This is a genomic window from Bacillus sp. ok061 (genome assembly GCF_900108285.1).
Classification (GTDB): domain Bacteria; phylum Bacillota; class Bacilli; order Bacillales; family Bacillaceae_G; genus Bacillus_A; species Bacillus_A thuringiensis_S.
Genome location: NZ_FNUW01000002.1, coordinates 279,769 through 304,499, shown reverse-complemented (window position 1 = coordinate 304,499; position 24,731 = coordinate 279,769). Strand labels below are relative to the sequence as shown.

The window sequence follows — 24,731 nt, the reverse complement described above, 5'->3', positions numbered from 1 at the left end:
TCTTACTGCCCGTTAATGCAGGATAAAAAATTGTTCATTTAACATCAAAAACACAAGGTGTGTCTAAAAAGACATTCCTTGTGTTTTTATATTTCTTATAATATTCTCACTACATTTAAACTTGCCGTAATCGTACCTGCTATTGTAGTCACATGCCCAACACCGAGCGGGCCATTTTGTAATATAAACGTTGAATTTGCACTAGCTACATTTACAAGAAGCGTATTTGAAATAGATGGTTCCAATACTACAGTTGATGTCGTTACATTTTGTATAAAACTCCCTGTTACTTGTGTTCCATTTAATAGTAATCTTACAGATACTACTTCATTCCCACCAGTCGCGTCCCCTTGGAAATAGTAGCTTACTAAATATATTCCTGGCGTCGATACTGTGACAGTTGTAGCACTAGTTAAAGATACACCAGTTCCATATACAGTGGATCCCGAGTTAATAGGAATATTGGCATTTGCTGCAATTGTACTTGTTGATGTAGAAAAGAAATAGCCACCACCTGTCGATATAGCAGATGATCCTGTTGCTCCAGTTAAGCCGGTTGGACCAGTGGCACCGGTTGGGCCTGTTACTCCCGTTCCCCCTGTTGCTCCAGTTATTCCTTGTATGCCTTGGATTCCAGTCGGTCCAGTGGCACCAGTCACTCCCGTCTGGCCGGTTGCTCCCGTCGAACCTGTTATCCCTTGGGGTCCTTGGATTCCTTGAAGACCTTGGGGACCCGTTTCTCCAGTCGGGCCGGTTGCTCCCGTTGGACCCGTTATCCCTTGGGGTCCTTGGATTCCTTGAGGACCTTGGGGACCCGTTTCTCCAGTCGGGCCGGTTGCTCCCGTTGGACCCGTTATCCCTTGGGGTCCTTGAATTCCTTGAGGACCTTGGGGACCCGTTTCTCCAGTCGGACCGGTTGCTCCTGTTGGACCGGTTGGGCCCGCCTGGCCGGTTATTCCTTGTAGACCTTGAGGGCCGGTTGGACCAGTTGGGCCGATTGGACCTTGCACTCCTTGTATCCCCTGAATTCCTTGGGGACCAGTTGGACCAATTGGACCTTGGATTCCCTGAATTCCTTGAGGACCCGTTGCCCCTGTCGGACCGGTTGGACCTTGGGGACCTTGCACTCCTTGTATTCCTTGAGGACCGGTTGGGCCTATACTTCCTTGCGGTCCCTGGATACCTTGTATTCCTTGAGGACCGGTTGGGCCTGTTATGCCACTCGGACCTTGTACGCCTTGCACTCCTTGTGGGCCAGTTGGGCCACTCGGACCTTGTACGCCTTGTAGACCTTGTAAACCAGTTGGACCTGTCGCTCCCCTTACTCCTTGCTCACCTTGTATACCTTGAACCCCTTGTGGGCCGGTTGGACCGATTGGACCCTGTGCCCCTTGCACTCCTTGGGGACCTGTCGGACCGGTTGGGCCGATTGAGCCTTGTAATCCTTGTAGACCTTGCGGACCTGTCGGGCCGGTTACTCCTTGTATCCCTTGTGGACCTTGAATGCCTTGGTCACCCGTTGGACCTGTTGCCCCCATCGGCCCCTGCACCCCTTGCAAACCTGTTAAACCGGTTGCTCCTGTTGGACCCTGTATTCCTTGCACTCCTTGGATTCCTGTTGCTCCTGTTGCTCCGGTCGCCCCTGTTGCCCCTGTTGCTCCAGTCGGACCGGTTGGACCCCCTGGTGATCCTGCTGGACCGGTTGGACCTGTTGGGCCTCCCGGAGGACCCGTTGGACCGGTTGCTCCTGTTGGACCCGTTGCAGAACCAGTCGGACCGGTTGGACCCCCTGGTGATCCTGCTGGACCGGTTGGACCTGTTGGGCCTCCCGGAGGACCCGTTGGACCGGTTGCTCCTGTTGGACCCGTTGCAGAACCAGTCGGACCGGTTACCCCAGTTGATCCGGTTAATCCAGTTGGACCTGGATCCCCTTGTAAACCAGTTGCCCCTGTCGGACCGATTACACCTTGCACTCCTTGGATTCCTTGAGAACCGGTTGGACCTACCTGCCCCATTTCTCCCTGGGGACCTTGCAAACCAATAGCTCCAGTCGGACCGATTATTCCTTGCACTCCTTGAAGACCTTGTGCACCTTGTGCACCTGTCAATCCCGTAGTCCCTTGTATCCCTTGAACTCCTTGAGGACCTTGTGCTCCAGCTGCTCCTGTTTCCCCTTGAATTCCTTGTACTCCTTGTATACCTTGCGCTCCAGCTGGACCCGTTGCTCCTCGGATTCCTTGTTCACCTTGAACTCCTTCCGCTCCTGTAACACCAGCTGGACCGGCTATCCCTTGTATTCCCACCATTCCTTGTGCACCTGTTGGGCCTATTACACCTTGAATACCTTGAATACCTTTAGGGCCTTCTGCACCTGTTGGACCAGTTACTCCACGCGTACCTTGTATTCCTTGAGAACCTTCTGCACCCGGTGGACCCGTTATACCTGGGTTACCTTGAGGACCTTGTGCTCCTTGGACTCCAACTGCTCCAACTAAACCTTGGGAACCTTGGGCTCCCCTTACACCTTGAGGACCTGTTGGACCTGTTATACCTTGCACTCCTTGCGCTCCAATTGGTCCTATCCCCCCGCTTACACCTGTTGAACCAGTCGCACCCGTTGGACCTGTTGGACCTCCTGGCGGGCCAGGTGGACCTGATGGACCAGTCACTCCACTAGATGGACCAATTGGACCGGTTGTTCCCGTCGGACCGCCCGGTGGTCCTTCTGAGCCTTGTGTACCAGTAGGACCAGTTGCTCCTGTTATCCCTCGTACTCCTTTTGCTCCTTGAAAACCTGTGGATCCACTTACTCCTTGTATTCCTTGAACACCTTGTGGACCTTGAGGGCCTGTTACACCGGTTATTCCCTTTATTCCGCTTATACCTTGAGGACCTTGTATTCCAGTAGAACCAGTTGGTCCTACTACACCTTGTGCCCCTTGATTACCTTGGTGTCCTTGTTCTCCAGTAATTCCTTGTATTCCTTGAGGGCCGTCTTCTCCTTGTATACCAATAGCCCCTTGCTCTCCTTGTATCCCTTGAACACCTTGAGGACCTTGGGGACCAGTTATCCCTGGGACTCCAGTTACCCCTCTCTCTCCTTGTATTCCTTGTGCCCCCGTTTGTCCTCGCTCACCTATTTCCCCTTGTATTCCTTGTGTGCCCTGTATTCCTTGACTACCAGCAGGACCCGTAGCTCCCTGTGTTCCTTCTAATCCTTGTACTCCAATATCACCAATTGGACCTTGGTTTCCAATTAATCCTTGAGCACCTTGGAGGCCAGTTGGACCAGTTATACCTTGCTCTCCGGTATCACCAACAGCTCCTTGTATTCCCTGTGCTCCTGTTGTCCCTCGCGAACCTTGTATTCCCCTGATACCTTGAGGACCTTGGGGACCAGTTGCTCCCGTCGGTCCAGTCATCCCTGTTGGACCAACAGGACCTTCATGCCCTCCAGTTGGACCTACAGGGCCACTATTACCTGTTGGACCAGTTGCACCTATAAGCGGAAGAGGCAGTGCCACTCCGAATTTTTTGCAATTTTTATGATGACGCACAACAATCCCCCTTCCCTAAAATCATTACACCTTTTATATGAAATGCATTTTTTTTTTAAAAGTACACCTCTGACCTTATTTTTTTAAAAATAAAGAAGCCTATCATTTCAACTATTTGAAACGATAGGCTTCTTTTTATAAAACAATTTATTTCCTCGCCTTAATAATAAAAGTAGTTGGCACCATCCTAGCTTTATATAAAGAATAATATTTCGTAGACGGCTCAGCTAGTTCTCCATCAAACGAGCTCGATGGTTCAGGCTCTTCTATTCTCTCAATTGTAAAGCCTGCTCTATTTAACTCATTTATATATGTACTTATTTTTCTCTTATATAATATCGCTTGTACATTTTCTCCTTTAAATGCTTCAAACGTAATGGACGTTTCCTCATGATAAGAAGACTTTATAGCAACTTCTTCTGTACCATACTGTAAGTTTGAATATACTGGGTGCTCCCAACTAAAAATAAAACTTCCTCCTGGCTTTAAATAGGAATAAATAAGCTTTACTGGTTTCCCTAAATTTGAAGTCCAACCTAATGCATAAATGGAATATACAATATCAAAATACCCTTTCGGAATATCTCCTTCTTCTTCCATTGCTCCGCATACTAACTTTGGATTCCAATCCTTTAACATCTTATTCGCTATTTCAATTTGTGTACTCGAAAGATCAAGCCCCCATAATTCCTCTGCCCCTTGTTCCGCCATATATTGCAACGAATGCCCACTTCCACAGCCAATATCAAGAACCTTTTTCTTTCTGATTGAATCGAACAAACGAATCTCATCTTCAGACGCTGTATACGGACCGTATCTAGGCAAACAATCAACTTGAAAGAAATAAGGTGCAACTGTATCCCAACACTTTTTATTTATAGCTAACATTTGTGTGCCTTCCATATCCTTTATTCCCCCATCGATTTTATTTCTCCTAATATAAATTACACACTATAATCTGATCTCCCTTTTCTTTTCGCCCGGTAGTTTTTCACTTTCGCAATCGTACCGCATGCTCTTCCTCCTTCTTCTCCAGCATACATACCGCACCATCTTTTACTTCCATTTCGCGAATAATCATAAAATACCCAGCGACAATCTGGACATGCTTTTAACCTTCCCCACACATTTTCTTGAATTGACATTAACACAATGCTTAACACTTTTGTATACACATTCTCTTCATATACTGGTTCATATGTAATACCTTTCATATCATCCTTTATATGTACATGAAATGGGTATTTCTCTAACCATTTTTGCAATGACCCTTCGCCTTCAATTGTCATCCGAATATCTTCTCGAAAACCTCTTAATTCCTCTATCGTATGAAATGGAAACTCTTCATCAAAATATTCTTTCATAAAGAGCTTTATATCTTCTTTTGTTTGCAGCAAATCAATTGGCTCTCTCGTATCGTTTGGTATTCTCCATGTATTTAAAAATTCCCGAATATATTCTAGTTCATTTGGAGCGTTTTGATTCAATTCGATCCACCTTCTTCTTAAAATTTACTTTTTTCTGACTTTATGTATAATTATAGTATAAAATAGTTAACCATCAAATAATTTTACTGGTTACATAATTAGGAGGATTTCTATGAAAAGTTTCTCAACACCGATACGTTTCATGCTTATTTCTTCATTTTTTATGTCTTTTGGGTATTTTGCAGTATACGCATTTTTAGCTATTTATCTATTAACCTTTCTTCATTTTTCTGCTGTCCAAGTAGGAACAGTGTTGACGGTTATGACAATTACATCACGAGTTATCCCATTATTCTCAGGGTTAATTGCTGACAAAATAGGCTATATCATTATGATGATAGCCGGTTTATTTTTGAGAGGAATCGGATTTATCGCTTTAGGAATATGCTCTGATTTCTATACAATTTCTATTTCTTCTGCACTTATTGGCTTCGGAACTGCATTTTACGAACCTGCCGCTCGCGCTATATTTGGCTCACAGCCAGCTCATTTGAGAAAAAATTTATTTACATATTTAAACCTTAGCTTTAATTGCGGTGCAATAATCGGACCAATTGCAGGAGGGTTCTTACTCTTACTCGATCCACTCTACGCTTTCTCTCTAACAGGATCTCTTATGCTGTTATTTGCTTTTATCTTTTACTTACTTAAAAATCACTTCCAAGTCACTACTGAAAACACGTCTATTACATTAGGCATACAAGCTATCTCACAAAACAAATCTTTCCTTTTGTTTTCATTTATTATGATTTCCTTCTATATTATGTTTACTCAACTTACTGTCGCACTTCCACTTCATATGAAAAATATTAGTAATAGCAATCAGCTTGCTACACTAGTTATTACGATAAATGCAATAACAGGCGTCATATTTATGGTGTTATTCCGAAAACTATTTCATAAATACAACACACTTTCGATTATTAAATACGGTGTTTTATTAATGAGTATTTCCTTTTTACTCATTCCTTTATTTCAACACCCATATTGGCTCTTTATTTGTGTAATTTTATTTACAATCGGTGAAACACTCGTATTACCTAACGCTGATATCGCTATTGCAAATTACAGTAATGAATCATATACAGCCACTTTCTTCGGATTTTATCAACTATCACTCGCATTTGGTTTTATCATTGGTAATTATACCGGTACATCTTTTACATCCAACTTAAGCGGAATGTATACACCATGGCTTATTTTTGGCGGAATAGGACTTATTGGTTTTATTTCACTACATATTTTAAATATTAAAAAAGAGAGCTCTAAAGAGGATATATACCTATGTAATGAGACGAAACCTCTTTAACACATTACAATTGAGATGGTACCTTTAGACAAGCAACCTATAATAAAAAAATTCGACCATCATACTTGACAGTCGAATCTTTTTATTTTTCATATTCAAGATGATTATGTCTTTTACAACCAAATAAATAGCAACCCCCTAAATGATAAGTTTCAAATTCTAACCCTGGAACATATCCAGATTTGATACATTCTATCATTGCTTTATAACAATTATTCTCTTCTGTATATTCCTCAATTAACTCTTTCTTATCTTTTGCTGTCCAGTTTTCTTCTACTTCTTCATTCTGAACATCTTCTATTTCTGATGTTTTCGCTTCGATAGATTCCTGTATAACTTCATTTATACGGGAGAAATTATTAGCTTTATATAGAGCATACACAAACCTACTAATCCAGTTAGGACTTTTCCAAACTTCTTTGTATCCCTTTTCGAACCATTCAATTGCTTCGTTATAGCAATTCAACTCAACATATAAATCTGCTACATGAATTTCTCCTAAAAAATCATCAGATTTCCTGTTAAAAGCATCTAACTGCTCTTTCGCTTCTGTCGTTCGCCCTAAATCAATTAAACATTTTACATAGCTATACATTATATAGTCCGAATCCCCTGCAACTCGCAAGAAAAATTCCGAAGCTTTTTCCAGCTCTCCAAGGTTATAATGCGCTACAGCTACATTGTGAAATGCTTGATCCGATGGTTGCATCGAAATAGATTTTTGCAATACTTCTTTCGCTTCTTCCCATTTTTCTTGTTTCGTGTAAATTTCCCCTAAGATGTTATAAGGAAAGTATGAGGAAGGATCTAACTTAACAACTTCTTTTATTAATTCCAGAGCTTTATCATCATTTTCTTCCTCATAAAAGTACATCCAAGCAAGATTATTGAGAGATTGTACACCTCTAGATTCATGTACTGCTTGTTGAAACAATTCCATCGCTTCCTCATATTTATTTTGTTCAAACATTTCAATTGCCCTCTCGTTAATGTTCAAGTAACTACCTCCGAAGTAAATGAATTCATCTATTCCCTATCATTATTGTAAAATGTAAAAATTATAATTTCTATAAAAAAATTTCTTTCTCTCGTCTACATTTCGATTGAAATAGAAGCTAAAACACACGAATTTACAACAATCAGTAAATTTTTAAATCTCCCTTAAATTGGATATACATCCTGTTTTAATTTACATATTATGGTACAATTAAAAGGGTACTAACTAAACATTTACGCTCCACACTAGTAATCTAGCAATACCAAAATCAAAATTCACATGGAATTGAGGGATGTTATGAAACAGAAATTAGCTGTTCTTCTATTCACTGGAATCATATTATCAGGATGTTCAACTATAGCAGAGAATTCTTTAGAAAGCGGGAAAGGCAGTATGGAATTATTAACACCAACGATCACAGCAAAAGATAATGAATTAGAAATTAAAACGAAAGGCATTGATGAAAATAAAGTAACTTTTATTTATGTTGCTAATAAAAAAGTGTTGGAACAAAAACTAAAAAATGGTGAATCCTACAAGCTTAACATTAAAGATATCGAACACGCTCATAGGACGGACTACAAACCAAAAGTTCAACTTTTGCAAACGAAAGATGATAATGATGATGGAGAAATGGTAACCTTTAAACAAGTTAGGTATACAGTTAAGAAAAACTAATTTTATAGTTATTTCATTATAAAGTGAAACTTTAATCGGTAGGGGTTTTGTTCATCCCCCACTGATTATTAGCCCTCACCAATCGAGCTTTTACGGACAGCCCGATCCCCACCTAACTTTTTTGCTTCCGCTGAATTTTGAGGTGGGGGTCTTACTGCCCGGCAAATAGCGGGATAAATGTAACGAACGAAAATATACTTTTAACAGTAGATAAATGTAGGGGGTGCTAACATGAAAAAACGATGGATTTCTTGGTGGATTGGTAACATATTTTGGATTATCGTTTTTGGAATATGGGCAGCTATTATTTGGCTACGAGATGTTGATGGGGCCGGTGTTACTCAAACACCCGAAATTAAATCAATATCACTTATCGTTTTATTAATCACGTTTATCATACCGGTATTTTTTCAAATTATATGGCTAATCATTAATTTGAGAATGTGTAAAAAAAATAATTATACGATTTAGTTTTTTGAATTAATAGATGAATATTTTTCATAAAAAAGAGAGGAATCTACATCAAAATAGATTCCTCCCTTTTACATTTGGACTTATACTGCGCTTTTAATGCAGCACTACTCCTCTTTTTTACGATACATGTTCATCTTTCTTCTTCATTAACGCTCTCTTCTTCATCGCCTTCGTTAAATATCCACCTTTAAATGAACGGATTTCATACGAAGACATAAACGCTTTCGGTGCGATTTCATTAATGATTTCTAAAAGCTCTTTCTCTCTAGAACGCTTTGCGACGATATCTAAGCGATAACGTACAGAATTAATACCTTCACCTTCAAATACTGTAACACCAAATCCAGAATGGCGTAATTCATCTACTAATTCATTACAACGGTCTAGTAAACTAACTTGATACGTAATATAACCAATTGCTAATTTATTCTCTATATAACCGCCTAATAACAGTCCCGTACTAAAGCCAATGACATAGGCAACAATATTCATCCAATTTGATAAATCTTGAAATACAATACCTAAACTGACAATGTAAATAGCTCCTTCTAACAATCCAACACCAGCAGCGGATCTTGTTTGATTCTTTACAAGCAAAATCGTACGGATTGTTAAAATTGGAACGTAAATAATTTGAAGCACAAAAATAAGTAGCGCTTGTAACATTGGTATCCACCTCTTTCAAAAAGTCTTTTGTCATAATAACATACATAACCTTTAGAAATCGATGGGTTTTTTAAAATTTTTTTATTATTTTTCATACTATTGAAAAACAAAAAAAAGAAGCGTATTATATTTGTCGTTAATTTGATTACTTGTATCATATCGCTAAACTAAAAAAGGAACCCGATTAGGTCCCTTTCATCATAGCTCTATGTTTTTCGAAGCATGTTCCCTTTGCTTCTCTTCTTCTTTCACTAATTGCATATTTGCATAAGCTAAATTTGCAATCATTAAAAAGTGACCACCTAAAATACCTGTACCGAATGCCCACATTTCCATTTCATGCTCAATTTCATACATGATGATAGCTCCTAAAATAGCAGCTGCAAATCGGTTTAACACTCCTAATCCAGGAGCCTTTTCCTTCATTACGATACTTTTTCCGAGTTTCTCCACTCTGCGAGCTAATAACCAAAGACAATAGGCGCTTACTGCTAATCCAATACCAAACCCTGTCACTTGTTTTCCAAACGGAGTAATCGTCCACATAAGTAGTAAACCACTAAAGATCACATACAATTGTAATCGATATACACGTAAGGCTTCTTGAATCAAAATATCCGCTCCTAAGTTCTCATTTTTTGTACTTTAGAAGAAAAGCAGCAACTTACACAGTTGCTGCTTTCTCTTCTTCTTGCTCTTGTTCCATTTTACGAATTTCAACACGTTTAATTTGGTAAGCGTCTTTTTCTAACACTTTAAATTCATAACCTTCCGCCTCAACATGTTGTCCTTCTTCAATTTCATGATTTTGCATCATAATCCAACCACCGATTGTATCCACATCGTCTTCTTCAATGTGTAATCCAAACAAATCTTTTACTTCTGAGATAAGCACTTTTCCATCAACGATTTTATGGTGCTCATTCACATGTTGAATTGGTGGTGCTTCATCTTCATCATATTCGTCACGAATTTCGCCGACGATTTCCTCCAAGATATCTTCAAGCGTTACAATTCCTGCTGTTCCTCCGTACTCATCATATAAAACAGCCATCGGAATTCGCTTCTTCTGCATTTGAAGTAATAAATCGTGAATTGGAGTTGTTTCCATCACTTCAATAATCGGACGCATATACGTGCGAATCGATGATAAATCTTCTTTATCGTTGTTCATATATCGAATAAAGAAATCTTTTACATTGACCATACCGATAATATCATCTTTATCTTCTCCAAAAATCGGATAACGTGTGTATCGTTCATTTTGGATTACTTTCATGTGTTCTTCTACTGAATCTTCCAGGTAGAAACCAATGATTTCTGTTCGCGGTACCATAATCTCTTTTGCAATACGATTATCAAATTCAAAAATGTTATTTACATACTTGTATTCAGCTTGATTAATTTCGCCACTTTCATAGCTATCTGAAAGGATAAGACGTAATTCTTCTTCTGTATGAGCTACTTCATGTTCTGAAGCTGGTTTTAAACCGAATAAGCCAGTTACAACACGAGCTGAACCGTTTAATACCCAAATAAATGGATACATGACTTTATAGAACATCATTAACGGACCTGCCAATAACAATGTTACTTGTTCAGCCTTTTGAATTGCCATCGTTTTCGGAGCTAATTCCCCTACTACAACGTGTAAATACGTCATTAGCATAAAGGCAAGACCAAATGTTAATACTGATGAGATAGAAGGATTTATATTCCATTTCTCAAATAACGGGTGTAATAACTTTTCAATTGTCGGTTCACCTAACCAACCTAATCCCATAGCTGTAACTGTAATACCTAATTGACAAGCAGATAAATATTCATCTAAATTTGTTGTTACCTTTTTTGCTGCTAAAGCACCGCGTTTCCCTTCCGCAACAAGCTGATCAATACGACTTGAACGTACCTTTACAATCGCAAACTCTGCTGCTACGAAAAATCCAGTAAATGCGATTAAAATCGCAACCATGACTAAATTAAATATTTCCAATGAATCCCCTTAGTTTAAAAAACTAAGGTGTCCACCTCCTGTATACTATAATGTTTTCTTATTTGTTCACTAGAAAACATAGCCCGATACAAAAATTAAAGAGGTCGGATTTCACTTTTTTCTATAATAATAGAGCAAGTGTCTGTATTAAAGCTGTCGTTTGACCAGATAAAGATTTCGATATTTTTTCACGTTGTGAATCAGTCAATCCATCTAAAAGCGGCTTTAACTCCGTTAACTCTGCTTCTAACCGATGAATATGGTCTGTCACTTCATTCACTTGTTTCGAAACGTGTTCATTGATACCGAGCAGCTTCTTCTTCTCCTCGATTTTCTCTTTAATCTCACAAAGCGGCATATGCATTTCTTTGCACTTCTCAATAAATTGTAATGTCTCAAATGCTGTTTCATCGTAATAGCGATAATTAGATTGAGATCGCTCCGCTTTTAAGATTCCTAGATTCGTATAATAATCAATCGTGCGTTTCGACACGTGAGCCATGAGAGCCAACTGTCCGATTCGATACACCTTCCCAACGATCTTCCCCCCTTGTTTATATTACTAACATCATACAACACATAAACTGTACAGTCAAACGTGATGGTTTATTATTCACAATTTATACAAAATTTCACTCTCCTCCTATGATTATTCAATACGAGTAATCTACACTTATATAATAAAATTACTAAACTATTACCTAATCACTACATTGTCTGCCCCTTTTAACCTTTCTTATTTAAAAGCATATCCTACTAATAATGATTGCTTGTATAGGAGGGAATTAACATGAAAAAGACAATCATTTCTCATTTTTATAATGAAGAATACCTACTCCCATGGTGGCTTATGCATCACACGAAAATATTCGATCACGGCATTTTAATTAATAGAGGGTCTACAGATCGTTCCGTAGAGATTTGTAAACTATTAGCACCCCACTGGGAAGTACGAAATTCAAGATTTCTTGAGTTTGATCCAACTAATACTGATGTTGAAGTGATGGAAATTGAAAGAGAAGTTTCAGGTTGGAAAATCGTTTTAAATACTACTGAATTCTTTTGTTGTAATAATACTGAAGAATTTTTTTCATCTCTTCATACACTAGGCCAAAACATGTATGCGATTAGAATGATTTTAATGATAGATAATCATAATTATAATTATTCAAAGCCTAGATATTCTATCCCCTTAGTAGAACAGCGATACCACGGTGTCTTCCCTTATAACCCAAATCTCGGATGTGCTTGGAGATTTATTCACAATCATCTAGACGGTGCATATTTACCTGGTAGACATCATTCGCGGCACGGATATATAATTTATGACTATCCTTCATTTATTTTAAAATTTTATTTTAGCCCTTGGAATGAACAATCAAAGGCAAGAAAATTACAAATTACGCCTACCCTTTCAAAAAGGGGTGTTCAAATGGGGCTTCAAACACATTACGGTCAATCTCCTGAAGTACTGGACATACGTTTTTTAGAGCTTAGTAACCTAACACAAGACCTACGTAATAACCCTGAATATCAAGAATTATTTCCAAAATTCAAACCGTAATATTTTCTGTATTGTCATCACCTCAAACAATTTCATTCACTTAATCAAAAACAATCTCATTTGCATAAAACATGAATACTGTATAAATAATAAATTTTTATTTTAGGAGGAAAAAATGAAAGCTGTTATTCTTGCTGGTGGGTACGGTACAAGAATTGGGGAAGAAACACATTTAAAACCGAAACCTATGATTGAAATTGGAACAAAACCCATTCTATGGCACATTATGAGTTTGTATAGTCATTACGGGATTACTGAGTTTATTATTTGCTTAGGCTATAAAGGATATGCAATTAAAGAGTTCTTTCTAAATTACAACTTACACATGTCTGATTTCACAATACAGTTAAACGATAATACAATTACTAGCCATTCTCATCGTGTAGAACCATGGAAAGTTACACTAATCGATACTGGTGTAAATACCGAAACGGGTGGCCGAGTGAAAAAGATTCAAAATTATGTCGGAGACGAACCTTTCTGCCTCACTTATGGTGATGGATTAAGTAATGTAAATATAAAAGAACTTATTACATTCCATAAAAAACATGGGAAAATGGCTACTGTTACTGCCGTACAACCTCCTGGTAGATTTGGTTCTCTCATATTAGATAAACAGTCTGTAACATCTTTTCAAGAAAAACCATTAGGTGATGGCGGATGGGTTAACGGTGGATTTTTCGTTTTAAATCCTGAAGTTTTCAATTACATTAGTGGAGATAAGTCTGTTTTTGAAACAGACACTTTAGTTCAGTTAGTAAACAAAAATGAATTGGCCGCATATCAACATTCTGGTTTTTGGCATCCGATGGATACATTGCGCGATAAAAATAAATTAGTCGAGCTATGGGAAAGTAATAACGCTCCGTGGAAGGTTTGGTAATATGGCTTCATCATCTTTTTGGAATAAGAAAAAAGTATTTATTACGGGACATACTGGATTTAAAGGCTCCTGGCTCACCCTTTTCTTAAGTTCTTTAGGTGCAGAAGTAGTAGGCTTTTCTTCTCATCCCCCATCCATTCCTAACATTTTTGAACAAGGTAACGTAGCAAAAGAGTGCACGACAATGAAAGGCGATATTACAGATTACCATTCTTTATTTCATGCCATGAAGCAGCATAAACCTGACATAGTATTTCATTTAGCAGCTCAGCCAATCGTAACCGCTTCATACAAAAATCCTATCGATACATTCAAAACGAATGTTTTAGGTACTGTCCACGTGCTAGAAGCAGCAAAGTCCGTCGAAAACGTACGTGCCATTATTAATGTGACAAGCGATAAATGTTATGAGAATGACGGTAGTGGCGACCGAGCGTTCGTGGAAAATGACCGACTAGGAGGTTTCGACCCTTATAGCGCTAGTAAAGCTTGTGCTGAATTAGTTGCAACATCTTATCACAAATCTTTTTTTCACACGAATACTACTTCGCTTGCTTCTGTAAGAGCAGGTAACGTTATTGGTGGTGGTGATTGGGCAGAAGATCGACTATTCCCTGATATCATTCGGGCATATTTGCACAATCATACTTTGTGTATTCGAAACAAATATGCCGTCCGTCCGTGGCAACATGTTTTAGATCCTCTACATGGCTATATCCTTTTAGCTGAGAAACTTTGGAATAATGCTAAATATGCAGAAGCATGGAATTTCGGACCGATTAATGAATCTAGCAGAACCGTAAATGATGTCATTCAATCCGTAACGAACTTATGGAATAAACGACTCACAATCCATTCTCCCTCTATAAAAACTCCTTATGAATCACAAATTTTAACACTCAACAGTACAAAAGCAGTAAACAAACTCGGCTGGACTCCTAAGTTATCAACAGATGATGCTATCGCTTGGACTGTTGATTGGTACAAAAAATATGCATCTGGTGAAAAGATAGAATCTTTCACACGACAACAAATCGATACATTCAAAAATTTATAAGGGGGCTATAAAATGGAACAGAAAAAATGCCGTTTTTGCCAATCATTACTAACCAACACTTTTTTAGATTTGGGCGTTTCCCCTCTTGCTAATTCATTTGTAGCTCCTGAAAGCTCATATAAAATGGAACCTTTTTATCCGCTGCACACATTTGTTTGTAACTCTTGTTTACTCGTACAGCTAGATGAATTTGAATCCCCACAAAATATTTTTCATAACTATTTATACTTCAGCTCTTACTCCTCAAGTTGGCTACTACACGCTAAACAATATGTAGAAATGGCGATTAAGCGTTTCAACTTAACGAAACATTCAAAAGTGATTGAAATTGCAAGTAACGATGGGTACTTATTACAATACTTTAAAAAAGAAAATATCGAGACATTGGGAATTGAACCCGCGAAAAACGTAGCAGAAATTGCTATCCAAAAAGGAATTCCTACTCATGTGAATTTTTTCAGTAATGACTTAGCAAAAAAATTACCACAAGCTGATTTAATCGTCGCAAATAACGTATTAGCACACGTTCCAAACTTGCATGATTTTGTTGCCGGTTTAAAAACGTTATTAAAACAAGATGGCACAATAACAATTGAATTCCCACACTTATTAAACCTCATATCCTTTAAACAGTTCGATACTATCTACCATGAGCACTTTTCCTACTTCTCACTTATAAGCCTTCAAAAAGTTTTAAGTTATCATCATTTACAAATTGTTGATGTAGAAGAACTTTCAACGCATGGTGGTTCATTACGTATTTTTGTAAACCATCTAAGTGCCCAATCAACTATCCATTCCAATGTTACAAAATTAATTCAAAAAGAAGTCGACCACGAGTTAGATGCTTTAGATTGCTATCTCCTTTTTTCTAAAAGCATCGAACAATTGAAAATAAATATTTTAAAGTTTTTTATTGAAGCGAAAGCTTTAAACAAACAAATTATCGGTTACGGTGCTCCAGCTAAAGGAAACACCCTTTTGAATTATTGCGGGATAGGTAAAGAATTTCTAGCTTATACAGTAGATAAAAATCCTCACAAACAAAATCTCCTTTTACCAGGAACTCGTATTCCAATAAAATCTCCAGCAGAAATTAAACGTACAAAACCGGATTACATTTTCATACTTCCTTGGAATTTGAAAGACGAAATTATGAAAGAATGCTCTTTCATTCGTGAATGGGGCGGTAAATTTTTAGTGACGGTTCCAGAAGTTGAGGTGATCGAGCCATGAAGAAAGTTGTTGTAACAGGTGGTAGTGGCTGGATAGGTAAATATGTTGTACATTCACTTATACAAAAGGGATATGAAGTGCACGCCACGTATAATAAAAATAAACCCTCTCACCTCCCTTGCCATTGGCATAAAGTAAACTTGCTTCGCAATGACGAAGTAAAACAATTCATTTCCGACGTTCAGCCTAGCCATCTCATTCACCTTGCTTGGGAAGCAGTGCCACCAGCATGCTATGTATCTATTAATAATTACTATTGGCTAAAGTCTAGTATTTCATTGATTCAACACTTCACAGCATGCGGCGGAAAGCGTGTTGTCGTTGCAGGTACTGGCGCAGAATATGAATGGTTTAACGGCGTATTATTTGAAGATTCACCGCTTCTTTCCTATAAAACCCCGTATTCATTATGTAAAAACGCACTGCACTCCTGGTTAGAAACGTATGCACAACAAACAGGCCTCAGCATGTGTTGGGGCCGCATTTTTCATATGTATGGACCTTACGAACAAGGTAATCGGCTCGTTTCTAACATTATCACTTCCTTATTAAAAAATGAGGAAGCACTATGTACACATGGAAAACAATCGAGAGATTTCCTCCATGTGAGTGACGTCGCTGACGCTCTCGTAACAGTATTAGAACATGGCGTTACAGGCACCATCAATATCGCTTCAGGTCAATCTGTACAAATTAAAGAACTAGCTTCTATCATCGCTAAAAAAATAGGAAAAGAACATTTAATTAAACTAGACGCGATTCCTTTCTCTAAGGATGAACCTTTATTCGTCGGCGTTAGTGTAGAACGTTTAAAAACTGAAGTAAACTGGAAACCAACATACGATTTAAATACAGGAATAGAAGAAACAATTTTATGGTGGGAATCATTTATACAAAAACATAACGATATGCATTACTAAAACGTAAATCCTTCGTTCCTCTCGCTAATTCCTTATACCATTCTTCTAATCTTTCCGGCGTAATAATATGGTGCGTCCCCATTCCCCCATGCTTACTAGCTTCAGAAAGAGTCGGACCAATTTGTAACTTTCTCTTTCTCATCACATCGTTCCACGGACTAAATCCAAACCATAATATACAAGCAAGGGGCGGACAAATCATAGATTCATGCGCGGATAAATGTCTTCCAACCGTATAACTTCCATGTTCATGATTATGAATAAATCTACCTCTTCTCCATAACGGCCAATCTTCTGGTAAATAACCATGAAATCGCTGTTTCATTAAAGGTATTCCAAAGTTAAGGTCCGGATAGTTGTAGTTAGGATCATCAACCATAATAAGCCCGTCCAGCCAATACATCCTCCCTCCCAATTCATTTAGTGATTTCCAAAACTGATTTTTATCTTGCATGCAAAGAAACTCAGTCGTATTTAAAACCATTTTCCATCCTTGTACTTCTTGTTCTATCCTCATCACTTCATGATCTGTCGCATATGCATCAAACTCTGGATTTACAGAATCTCGCACTTCCCAATGCGGTGCAAATTTTTTACAAATCTCAACGGAACGATCTGTTGAACCTTTATTAATTAAAATACCATGATCAAAAAGTTTCGTATGATGCATAAGCCACCATGGCAATAAATACTCTTCATTGTAAAAATGTGAAATAACGGTTGTAGTTATAATAATCTCCTCCTCTTTCTCTATTAATCTACTTTTTATCCTACAACCAATATACTCATAAGCAAAAATATGTTTCCTAATTATTGATCAAATATTATTATTAATATTTTTGTAAGTTTTCCTTTGGTACCCAGCCCTTCTCACCATCTCTTCCTTCGCACCAAACCCATCCATTCAATTCTTCTAATCCGATCACTCTTTCTCCAATACTCCATTTAATTCTTTCGCAGTATATTGTTTTATAATAATTCCTGTTCCATTCATATCTTTTCTTATAATTTGCTCCGGAACCCATCCTTTCCGGTCATATTTCTCTTCGTGACAAAACATCCAGTTTTCCCAATTTTCAGGACCAGCGTAACTCTCTATCATTTTCACTACATCCCCCTCTTCTAAGCGAATTGGATTAGGATAATTGCTAACATGTGATTTTATAACGATATATTTCATAACACCCCCCAATAATCAGAAAATTAAGTTATACTATCACTATAACTTAAAAAGGAGGAATACACATGTACTACAACACTTCATTCGAAAACGATCAACCTGTAGGCCGTCTATAAACTAAGGCGGGCATTCATTTAGCACATACACTATGCCTCGTCTTAGGGAACTCATATTACCCTAAAATAGACGGAGGTACTTCAAATGAAACAAAACATTTTAGGAGCTATATGCTTATCACTAGCAGCAAGTATATGGGGCGGTATGTATGTTGTTAGCAAATACGTACTCGATTTTATCCCACCACTAACACTCGTTTGGCTACGCTTTATTATCGCTTTTGTTGTTTTGTATTTCATTTTGAAAATAGCTGAGAAAAAGCAAAAGAAAAAAGTAACCATTCGCAAAAAAGATTGGCTCCTATTCGCTTGGATTGGATTTATCGGCTATTTCATTTCGATCACATGCCAATTTATCGGAACAAAATTATCCGACGCTCATACAGGCTCGTTAGTTACATCAGCTACACCTGCATTTATGGTTATATTTGCAGCGCTCATTTTGAAAGAAAAACTAACTGCTCGTAGACTTTTATCTACTATAATAGCGACAATCGGTGTCATTATCGTAATCGGATGGGATATTGAAATTGGCTCCTATTTTATCGGAACAATCATTTTAGTTGGAGCCGCTATTACGTGGGCTTTACTATCTATTTATGTAAAAATCGCTTCAATCCAATTTTCATCCTTAGTTATTACAACGTATGCCATATTCTTTTCACTCTTTTTTATTACACCTTTTATGATATGGGAACTACAAGCAGCCTCTATCGGAACAGTAAATACGTACGTAATATTAGGCGTATTATACTTAGGTATTGTCTCAACAGCAGGTGCCTTTTTCCTTTGGAATAAAGGATTAGAATTAATGGATGCAAGCATCGGTTCCTTATTTTTCTTCTTCCAACCTATCGTTGGATCGTTGCTCGGTTGGCTCTTATTAAATGAAACATTAAATAGTAACTTTTTCATTGGTGGTATTCTCATTATATGTAGCGTTTTCATTACTACTTTTGAAAAGAAATAAAAAGCAGGCAGAGATTCTTAATCTCTGCCTGTTCGCATAATTGGATCTTGGTCGTGAAAACCAATACAAATCGGTATATTACTTTGCACTTCACTACGTATACTTATAAAACTACACAGCGTTTTAGCAATTAAATATAAAGTTATACCGATTGCTTTTTCACTTGTGTCAAAGCCATTTTCATTATACATATCCGCTAATTCTACAGACCCCGGACCCTCAATATTATATGTCCATTCAGAAGCCCAATCGTCATACTCTTCTTCCATTGGAAAATACTCCTCACAAATATAGAACTGACTATCCCATTCGTTATCAAGGTCATACTCAAAATAAATCGCTTTTGCTTCTTCATTAGTAGCCATTTCTACAGCTGCATCCAAACCTACTCGAATACTTTCCTTATATGACTCTAAATCAATTGCTTTAATTCGTTCTGCACATTCTGTAGACGCCAACATGCAACAAATATCATAATACTTCGCTTCTATTTGCTCTACTGCTAACGAAAAGACATCCTCTTGCATCTCTTCTAAATACTGAAATATATCCACACTAAATACTCCTCACTCTTTACTCACTCCAATGCGATGGACGAGACAACAATTTCGGTAATTTCGTATGTTTATCCCCTCTGGCCGCATTAACTTGAACTTGCGTCAGGAAAATACTATTTGTAAAATCAGTCCCGCGAATATCTGCATCTCGTAAATCTGCTCCGATGAGATCTGCCCCTCGTAAGTCTGCTCCATTTAAGTTTGCCGCAATTAAATATGCTCCTCTTAAATTTGCTCCTTGTAAATCTTTCTTTTTCAGATTTGCTCCCATAAGGTCTGCGCCGCGGTGTATGATTCGTTTCTTACGCGCAGTATTCATTTCCTTCCATACTAATTCGCTCGTTTCTAAAAGAAGAATGTTCACCTCTGCCCTATGCATTGGAACATTTATTTTCATTAACTCATCTGGATTTAAATTCGAAAGTCGCTCTGTCTCCTCAATTGCGGTTTCCAGCTCTTTATGGATTGGCTGTGTTGCCTTTAAAAGAATCGCCTCATTCAAATACCAAAGCATTTCATGAAGTTGATGCATAACCGGAAAAGCATCGTACATTTTTTTCGCATGCTTTGCATCTTTCCGCCAATCAATCCCTTTAAACGTACCCTGAGAAATCTTCTGCCCAGCACCGAAACACTCAAATACTGTACAACCTTTATAACCTTTTCCTCTAAGATTTTTATGTATACTACATTTAAAATCTGATTGTAAGTTGGAACATGGTTTACCACCATCTTTATTCACTGCAAAATCTACCGATGCTGCGAACGGTAATGCAACGCAACATAGACCGAAGCATTTTTCGCAGTTTGCTTTTAAATGATCGTTATGATTAGTCAAAATCTATACCCCCTGTTGTCTTTTGACTATTTCATAATATTCCAACTGTAATAAATAATCAATTTTAAAATAAACCAGCATCTTTCGTTTCAATTCATAACTTTATCATTCGATTTCCTTTCAATTGAAAAGGACTATTTCTATTCAATGAATTATAATTAAATTATAAATTTTCTAACTAAAAGGAGACTTATTATGGCACTAGAAATGAAAACAAACTGTCAAATTTGCGATCAATCGCTCGAACCAAATTCTGAAGCTTACATTTGTGTATATGAATGTACATTTTGCGCACCATGTACAGAAAAAAGACAAAACGTTTGTCCAAACTGCGGCGGCGAATTAGTACGTAGACCGAAAAAGAAACAATAAAAAGCAAAGCGATATCGCTTTGCTTTTTATTGTTTTCTGAGTATATGAAATTATATGGAACACAACTTAAACATTTAAAAACTTCACACAAACAGGCTCTGGCACAACAACATCAGATTGTAAAAGTGTTAACTTTCCTGTAGATTCATCTCTTGAAAATAGCACAAGATTATGTGACTTTTCATTTGTAGCAACAAGAAACTTTTCAGTAGGATCTAATACAAAGTCCCTCGGCCAATTTCCTTCTGTAGATGTATGTTCAATAAATGTAAGCTGACCTGAATTTTGATCTACGCTATAAACAGCGATACTATTATGACCACGATTACCTGCATATACAAAACGACCGTCAGAAGAAATATGGATAGCACTTCCTTGACTATTTTCATCAAACTCTGCTGGAAGAGTAGAAATATACTGTACTTCTGTAAAGGATCCTTCTTCCGAGTTATATGTTAGCGCAATAACCTCTGAACTAAGCTCCGTCATTACATAAGCGTATTTTCCATTTGGATGAAAAGTAATGTGTCTTGGACCACTCCCTGGATTTACAGATAAACTATTCACTTCTGTTAATGTACTATCTTTTATTTCATACGTAATTAACTTATCAATTCCTAAATCAACACCTATCACATATTTTTCATCAGGAGTATATCCCGCGTAATGTGCATGTGGTTTTTCTTGTCTTTCTTTATTTGGACCTGAACCTTCATGCGCCATAATAGATGAAGCAGGATTTACAGTTCCATTTTCTTCATTTATTTCAAAAGACTCAATCGTTCCTTTATGGTAATTCGCTGTAACTACTGTATGATTTCCACTATCAACACTAATATGACAAGGAGAAGCACCTTCTACTACTTGTCTATTTTTCGCTTTTAGTTCTCCAGTATGACTATCAATGGAATACGCAGCTAAACCACCAGATTCGCCTTCCTTAACAACAGAATAGAGATATTCATTATTTCGGTTAATCGTTACATATGTAGGGTTATCCAGCTTAGCGGCAAGTGTTACATTACTAATTTTTTTTGCTTCTGTGTCTAAAGTAAACTTATATATTCCTTCACTATTTTCTTTCGTGTAAGTTCCAACATATCCAATAAACTCTTTGTTATCCTTCATTTTTATAACCCTCTCTCCCTATATTTTTCGTTCATCATACTTCTTAAAATATTTTATGTTGAAAGAGTATCCTAAAAAATCGGAGTACCTCTTTATACGTTACCATATTTTCTTGATAAATAGCTTTTAAACCCACTTTTTTTGGTACGCTGCTATACTTTCATATTCTTCTTCCAATTGACGGGACAGACGAATATAGATTGGCGTTAAATCTTTATATTTTTCCACACTTTCCATGTTTGGCTCATGATGAAAATCTGCACCTACCATTTCAGAAACTACGGATAATGTATCTATTTCACCTAAACTATATAAACCGAGGATTGCAGCTCCTAAGCAAGAGCTTTCGAAACTTTCAGGAACATATACGTCTTGATGGAAAATATCTGCCATCATCTGTCTCCAAAGTTCCGACCTTGCAAAACCGCCTGTCGCTTGAATTTTTTTCGGTTCACCAATTAACTCTTTTAAAGCGAGAAGAACCGTATATAAATTATAAATTACTCCTTCTAAAACAGCACGGATAAGATGTTCTTTCTTATGATGCAATCCGAGTCCAAAGAAAGATCCCCGTGCATTTGCATTCCATAAAGGAGCTCTTTCCCCTGCTAAATACGGGTGAAATAATAAACCGTCAGATCCAGGATTCACATTTGCTGCTATTTCAGTAAGTACTTCATATGGATCTTTTCCTAAACGCTTCGCAAGTTCAATCTCTGAAGTGCCCAATTGGTCACGAGCCCACCTGAAAATCATACCACCATTATTAACTGGTCCACCGATTACCCAATGGTCTTCAGTTAAAGCATAACAAAAAATTCTACCTTTTGGATCTGTTACAGGACGATTTGTTACAGCACGTATCGCACCGCTTGTACCAATTGTAACAGCCACAACGCCAGGATCTATTGCATTTACACCTAAATTAGATAGTACTCCATCACTCGCTCCTACTACAAAAGGCGTAGAAACAAGTACATTCATTTCTTTGGCAAGCTCTTCATCTAATCCTGTTAAACTGTGCGTTGTTGGAACAAGTTTAGAAAGCTTGTCATCTGTAATTCCCGCAACATGTAAAGCCTCTTCATCCCATTTTAAAGATTTCAAATTGAGCATTCCTGTTGCTGATGCTATAGAATAATCAATCACATATTCTTTATATAACTTGTAGAAAACATATTCTTTAATAGAAATGAATTTATAACTTCTTGCGAACAATTCTACCCGCTCATTCTGTAGCCAAACTAATTTCGAAAGTGGTGACATCGGATGAATTGGTGTCCCAGTACGTAAATAAATTTCATGACCATTCATATCATTCTTTATTTTCTCCGCCCAGCTTGCACTTCTATTATCTGCCCACGTGATACATCTCGTTAACGGATTTCCATCTTCGTCTACAGCGATAACGCTATGCATTGCCGAACTGAAAGAAACACAGAGAATATCAACCGCTTGTATATTACTTGATTGCACAACTTCTTTAATCGTATGTATCACCGCTTGAAAGATTTCTTCTGGATCTTGTTCTGCTGTTTCAGGCGTAGGAGAATATAAAGGATATTCAATTCCATGACTTGCAATAACAGATCCATCAATTGAAAACAAAATCGATTTTGTACTAGTTGTCCCAATATCTACACCGATCATATATTTCGATCTCACTATGTAACCCCTTTCAGAATATCCCATTAACAAAAGAACACTCTCAATTCTTTACTGATTATGTATACATACTTGGGAGCACCATGGTTTATACGAAAAAAGACTCTCCCTTATGAGAATTACGTGCTAACTAACTTTACTCTCATAAGGGGGCCTTTTCATATCTATTGTACTAATTTGAAAATGAATCGTTTCTTTATGATATTGCTGTTTTCACGTAATAAGATGCCAAAATCGAGATTAAGTTTATAGGATGAAGTTACATAGAGATTGACCCTCTCGTAAAAAAGTAATTAGTGAACATTTCACTTCATTATAATTTAGGCGCTTTCGCCCAATCCGCAGCAAATTTCTCAATACCTTGGTCTGTTAATGGGTGCATAGCAAGTTGCTCAATTACTTTATAAGGAATTGTTGCAATGTGAGCACCTGCCATCGCTACACGAGTGACATGATCTGGATGTCTAACAGAAGCCGCAATGATTTGTGTATCTAATTGATGAACATCGAATAATTCAGCAATTTTAGCAACTAATAGTACTCCATCTTCAGAAATATCATCTAAACGTCCTAAAAATGGAGAAACGTACGTTGCACCTGCTCGAGCAGCTAAAAGTGCTTGGTTCACAGTGAAAATAAGTGTAACGTTCGTTTTCACACCTTTTTCAGTAAGATAGCGACAAGCTTCTAATCCTGCTAGCGTCATTGGAAGTTTTATCGTGACATTTTTATCGCCACCGTTAATTTTAATTAATTCTTCTGCTTGAGCAATCATTTCTTCTGCCGTAACAGCATCCGGAGTTACCTCTGCCGATACAGACTCAACTTTAGGTACTGCCTGACAAATTTCTGCGATACGGTCTTCAAACTTAATGCCCTCTTTTGCTACTAAAGAAGGATTCGTTGTAACACCAGCTAAAACTCCAAGTTTATATGCTTTTTTTATGTCCTCAAGATTTGCAGTATCAATAAAAAATTTCATGATCAATTCCCTCCAGTTTTTAAACGTTGATGAGTTACATGTTTAATATGATTATCCCGTAAAAGCCCGATTGGTGTGGGATGAAGCCCCCACTGATTAAAG

At 37.7% G+C, this 24,731-nt stretch carries 24 protein-coding genes and 1 pseudogene; 10 read left to right on the top strand and 15 right to left on the bottom strand.

Features of this window, described 5'->3' with window-relative positions; all coding sequences use genetic code 11:
* Positions 1-95: 95 nt before the first annotated feature.
* From C4S65_RS04095 to C4S65_RS04080, 3 genes are all read right to left on the bottom strand, one after another.
* Entirely contained in the window at positions 96-3,557 is a 3,462-nt protein-coding gene (locus tag C4S65_RS04095; protein ID WP_258043838.1) for a collagen-like protein, read from the bottom strand.
* 147 nt (positions 3,558-3,704) lie between these two features.
* Positions 3,705-4,460, bottom strand: a complete 756-nt coding sequence (locus C4S65_RS04085) for a class I SAM-dependent methyltransferase (RefSeq protein ID WP_061666612.1) — start codon at positions 4,458-4,460, stop codon at positions 3,705-3,707.
* A 41-nt stretch (positions 4,461-4,501) separates the two neighbouring features.
* Positions 4,502-5,044, bottom strand: coding sequence for a CGNR zinc finger domain-containing protein (locus C4S65_RS04080; protein WP_001072945.1), 543 nt, complete (start codon positions 5,042-5,044; stop codon positions 4,502-4,504).
* A 112-nt stretch (positions 5,045-5,156) separates the two neighbouring features.
* On the opposite strand from C4S65_RS04080, the gene C4S65_RS04075 reads away from it, so the two are divergent.
* On the top strand, positions 5,157-6,353 hold the full coding sequence (locus C4S65_RS04075) for an MFS transporter (protein WP_061666613.1): 1,197 nt from the start codon (positions 5,157-5,159) through the stop codon (positions 6,351-6,353).
* Between the two features lie 82 nt (positions 6,354-6,435).
* Here C4S65_RS04075 and C4S65_RS04070 read toward each other — a convergent pair whose 3' ends face one another.
* Complete coding sequence (locus C4S65_RS04070; RefSeq protein ID WP_098838363.1) at positions 6,436-7,350, bottom strand: tetratricopeptide repeat protein; 915 nt, start codon at positions 7,348-7,350, stop codon at positions 6,436-6,438.
* Between the two features lie 279 nt (positions 7,351-7,629).
* Between C4S65_RS04070 and C4S65_RS04065 the strand changes: the two genes are divergently transcribed.
* On the top strand, positions 7,630-8,028 hold the full coding sequence (locus C4S65_RS04065; RefSeq protein WP_086406947.1) for a hypothetical protein: 399 nt from the start codon (positions 7,630-7,632) through the stop codon (positions 8,026-8,028).
* Between the two features lie 231 nt (positions 8,029-8,259).
* The gene (locus C4S65_RS04060) at positions 8,260-8,499 is read left to right on the top strand and encodes a DUF3923 family protein (RefSeq protein ID WP_000747682.1); all 240 of its coding nucleotides are present in this window, start codon (positions 8,260-8,262) and stop codon (positions 8,497-8,499) included.
* Between the two features lie 120 nt (positions 8,500-8,619).
* Here the strand turns inward: C4S65_RS04060 and C4S65_RS04055 are convergent, their stop codons facing one another.
* The 4 genes from C4S65_RS04055 to C4S65_RS04040 form a co-directional block, all read right to left on the bottom strand.
* A complete protein-coding gene (locus C4S65_RS04055) occupies positions 8,620-9,168 on the bottom strand; it encodes a DUF2179 domain-containing protein (RefSeq protein ID WP_000938444.1) in 549 nt (182 codons plus the stop codon).
* Positions 9,169-9,366: 198 nt separating this feature from the next.
* Positions 9,367-9,780 carry an ATP synthase subunit I gene (locus C4S65_RS04050; protein ID WP_000613876.1) on the bottom strand — a complete coding sequence of 138 codons (414 nt, stop codon included), beginning with the start codon at positions 9,778-9,780 and terminating at the stop codon, positions 9,367-9,369.
* Between the two features lie 52 nt (positions 9,781-9,832).
* Positions 9,833-11,161: a hemolysin family protein gene (locus C4S65_RS04045; RefSeq protein WP_046957914.1), complete on the bottom strand. Its 1,329-nt coding sequence runs from the start codon at positions 11,159-11,161 to the stop codon at positions 9,833-9,835.
* Between the two features lie 121 nt (positions 11,162-11,282).
* Positions 11,283-11,690: a MerR family transcriptional regulator gene (locus C4S65_RS04040; protein WP_000285637.1), complete on the bottom strand. Its 408-nt coding sequence runs from the start codon at positions 11,688-11,690 to the stop codon at positions 11,283-11,285.
* A 261-nt stretch (positions 11,691-11,951) separates the two neighbouring features.
* Between C4S65_RS04040 and C4S65_RS04035 the strand changes: the two genes are divergently transcribed.
* The 5 genes from C4S65_RS04035 (at position 11,952) to C4S65_RS04015 (ending at position 16,821) form a co-directional block, all read left to right on the top strand.
* The gene (locus C4S65_RS04035; protein ID WP_098838362.1) at positions 11,952-12,725 is read left to right on the top strand and encodes a glycosyltransferase family 2 protein; all 774 of its coding nucleotides are present in this window, start codon (positions 11,952-11,954) and stop codon (positions 12,723-12,725) included.
* 115 nt (positions 12,726-12,840) lie between these two features.
* Positions 12,841-13,608, top strand: coding sequence for a glucose-1-phosphate cytidylyltransferase (rfbF, locus tag C4S65_RS04030; RefSeq protein ID WP_000648807.1), 768 nt, complete (start codon positions 12,841-12,843; stop codon positions 13,606-13,608).
* 1 nt (position 13,609) lies between these two features.
* The gene (gene rfbG / locus C4S65_RS04025) at positions 13,610-14,665 is read left to right on the top strand and encodes a CDP-glucose 4,6-dehydratase (protein WP_097889003.1); all 1,056 of its coding nucleotides are present in this window, start codon (positions 13,610-13,612) and stop codon (positions 14,663-14,665) included.
* A 12-nt stretch (positions 14,666-14,677) separates the two neighbouring features.
* Positions 14,678-15,901: a class I SAM-dependent methyltransferase gene (locus tag C4S65_RS04020; protein ID WP_000435786.1), complete on the top strand. Its 1,224-nt coding sequence runs from the start codon at positions 14,678-14,680 to the stop codon at positions 15,899-15,901.
* On the top strand, positions 15,898-16,821 hold the full coding sequence (locus tag C4S65_RS04015) for an NAD-dependent epimerase/dehydratase family protein (RefSeq protein ID WP_103945138.1): 924 nt from the start codon (positions 15,898-15,900) through the stop codon (positions 16,819-16,821). Before C4S65_RS04020 ends, C4S65_RS04015 begins: the two co-directional genes overlap by 4 nt.
* Here C4S65_RS04015 and C4S65_RS04010 read toward each other — a convergent pair.
* Together C4S65_RS04010 and C4S65_RS04005 are read right to left on the bottom strand one after the other, a co-directional pair.
* The gene (locus tag C4S65_RS04010) at positions 16,790-17,590 is read right to left on the bottom strand and encodes a glycosyltransferase family 2 protein (protein WP_080546849.1); all 801 of its coding nucleotides are present in this window, start codon (positions 17,588-17,590) and stop codon (positions 16,790-16,792) included. The two genes, C4S65_RS04015 and C4S65_RS04010, sit on opposite strands and share 32 nt — an antisense overlap.
* Positions 17,591-17,651: 61 nt before the next feature.
* A pseudogene (locus C4S65_RS04005) lies at positions 17,652-18,001 on the bottom strand (SH3 domain-containing protein).
* A 201-nt stretch (positions 18,002-18,202) separates the two neighbouring features.
* On the opposite strand from C4S65_RS04005, the gene C4S65_RS04000 reads away from it, so the two are divergent.
* Positions 18,203-19,087: a DMT family transporter gene (locus C4S65_RS04000; protein WP_000812377.1), complete on the top strand. Its 885-nt coding sequence runs from the start codon at positions 18,203-18,205 to the stop codon at positions 19,085-19,087.
* 17 nt (positions 19,088-19,104) lie between these two features.
* On the opposite strand, the gene C4S65_RS03995 is transcribed toward C4S65_RS04000, so the two are convergent.
* On the bottom strand, positions 19,105-19,641 hold the full coding sequence (locus C4S65_RS03995) for a hypothetical protein (RefSeq protein WP_000350934.1): 537 nt from the start codon (positions 19,639-19,641) through the stop codon (positions 19,105-19,107).
* A gap of 19 nt (positions 19,642-19,660) precedes the next feature.
* Complete coding sequence (locus C4S65_RS03990; protein WP_098223037.1) at positions 19,661-20,482, bottom strand: pentapeptide repeat-containing protein; 822 nt, start codon at positions 20,480-20,482, stop codon at positions 19,661-19,663.
* Between the two features lie 195 nt (positions 20,483-20,677).
* Between C4S65_RS03990 and C4S65_RS03985 the strand changes: the two genes are divergently transcribed.
* Positions 20,678-20,854, top strand: coding sequence for a DUF1272 domain-containing protein (locus tag C4S65_RS03985; protein ID WP_001162787.1), 177 nt, complete (start codon positions 20,678-20,680; stop codon positions 20,852-20,854).
* Between the two features lie 66 nt (positions 20,855-20,920).
* Here the strand turns inward: C4S65_RS03985 and C4S65_RS03980 are convergent, their stop codons facing one another.
* From C4S65_RS03980 to fsa, 3 genes are all read right to left on the bottom strand, one after another.
* On the bottom strand, positions 20,921-21,982 hold the full coding sequence (locus tag C4S65_RS03980) for a lactonase family protein (RefSeq protein WP_000654320.1): 1,062 nt from the start codon (positions 21,980-21,982) through the stop codon (positions 20,921-20,923).
* 126 nt (positions 21,983-22,108) lie between these two features.
* Positions 22,109-23,632 (bottom strand): gluconokinase, encoded by a 1,524-nt coding sequence (gene gntK / locus C4S65_RS03975; protein ID WP_142391522.1) that lies wholly within the window; start codon positions 23,630-23,632, stop codon positions 22,109-22,111.
* Between the two features lie 328 nt (positions 23,633-23,960).
* The gene (gene fsa / locus C4S65_RS03970) at positions 23,961-24,629 is read right to left on the bottom strand and encodes a fructose-6-phosphate aldolase (RefSeq protein ID WP_000667681.1); all 669 of its coding nucleotides are present in this window, start codon (positions 24,627-24,629) and stop codon (positions 23,961-23,963) included.
* Between the last annotated feature and the right edge of the window lie 102 nt (positions 24,630-24,731).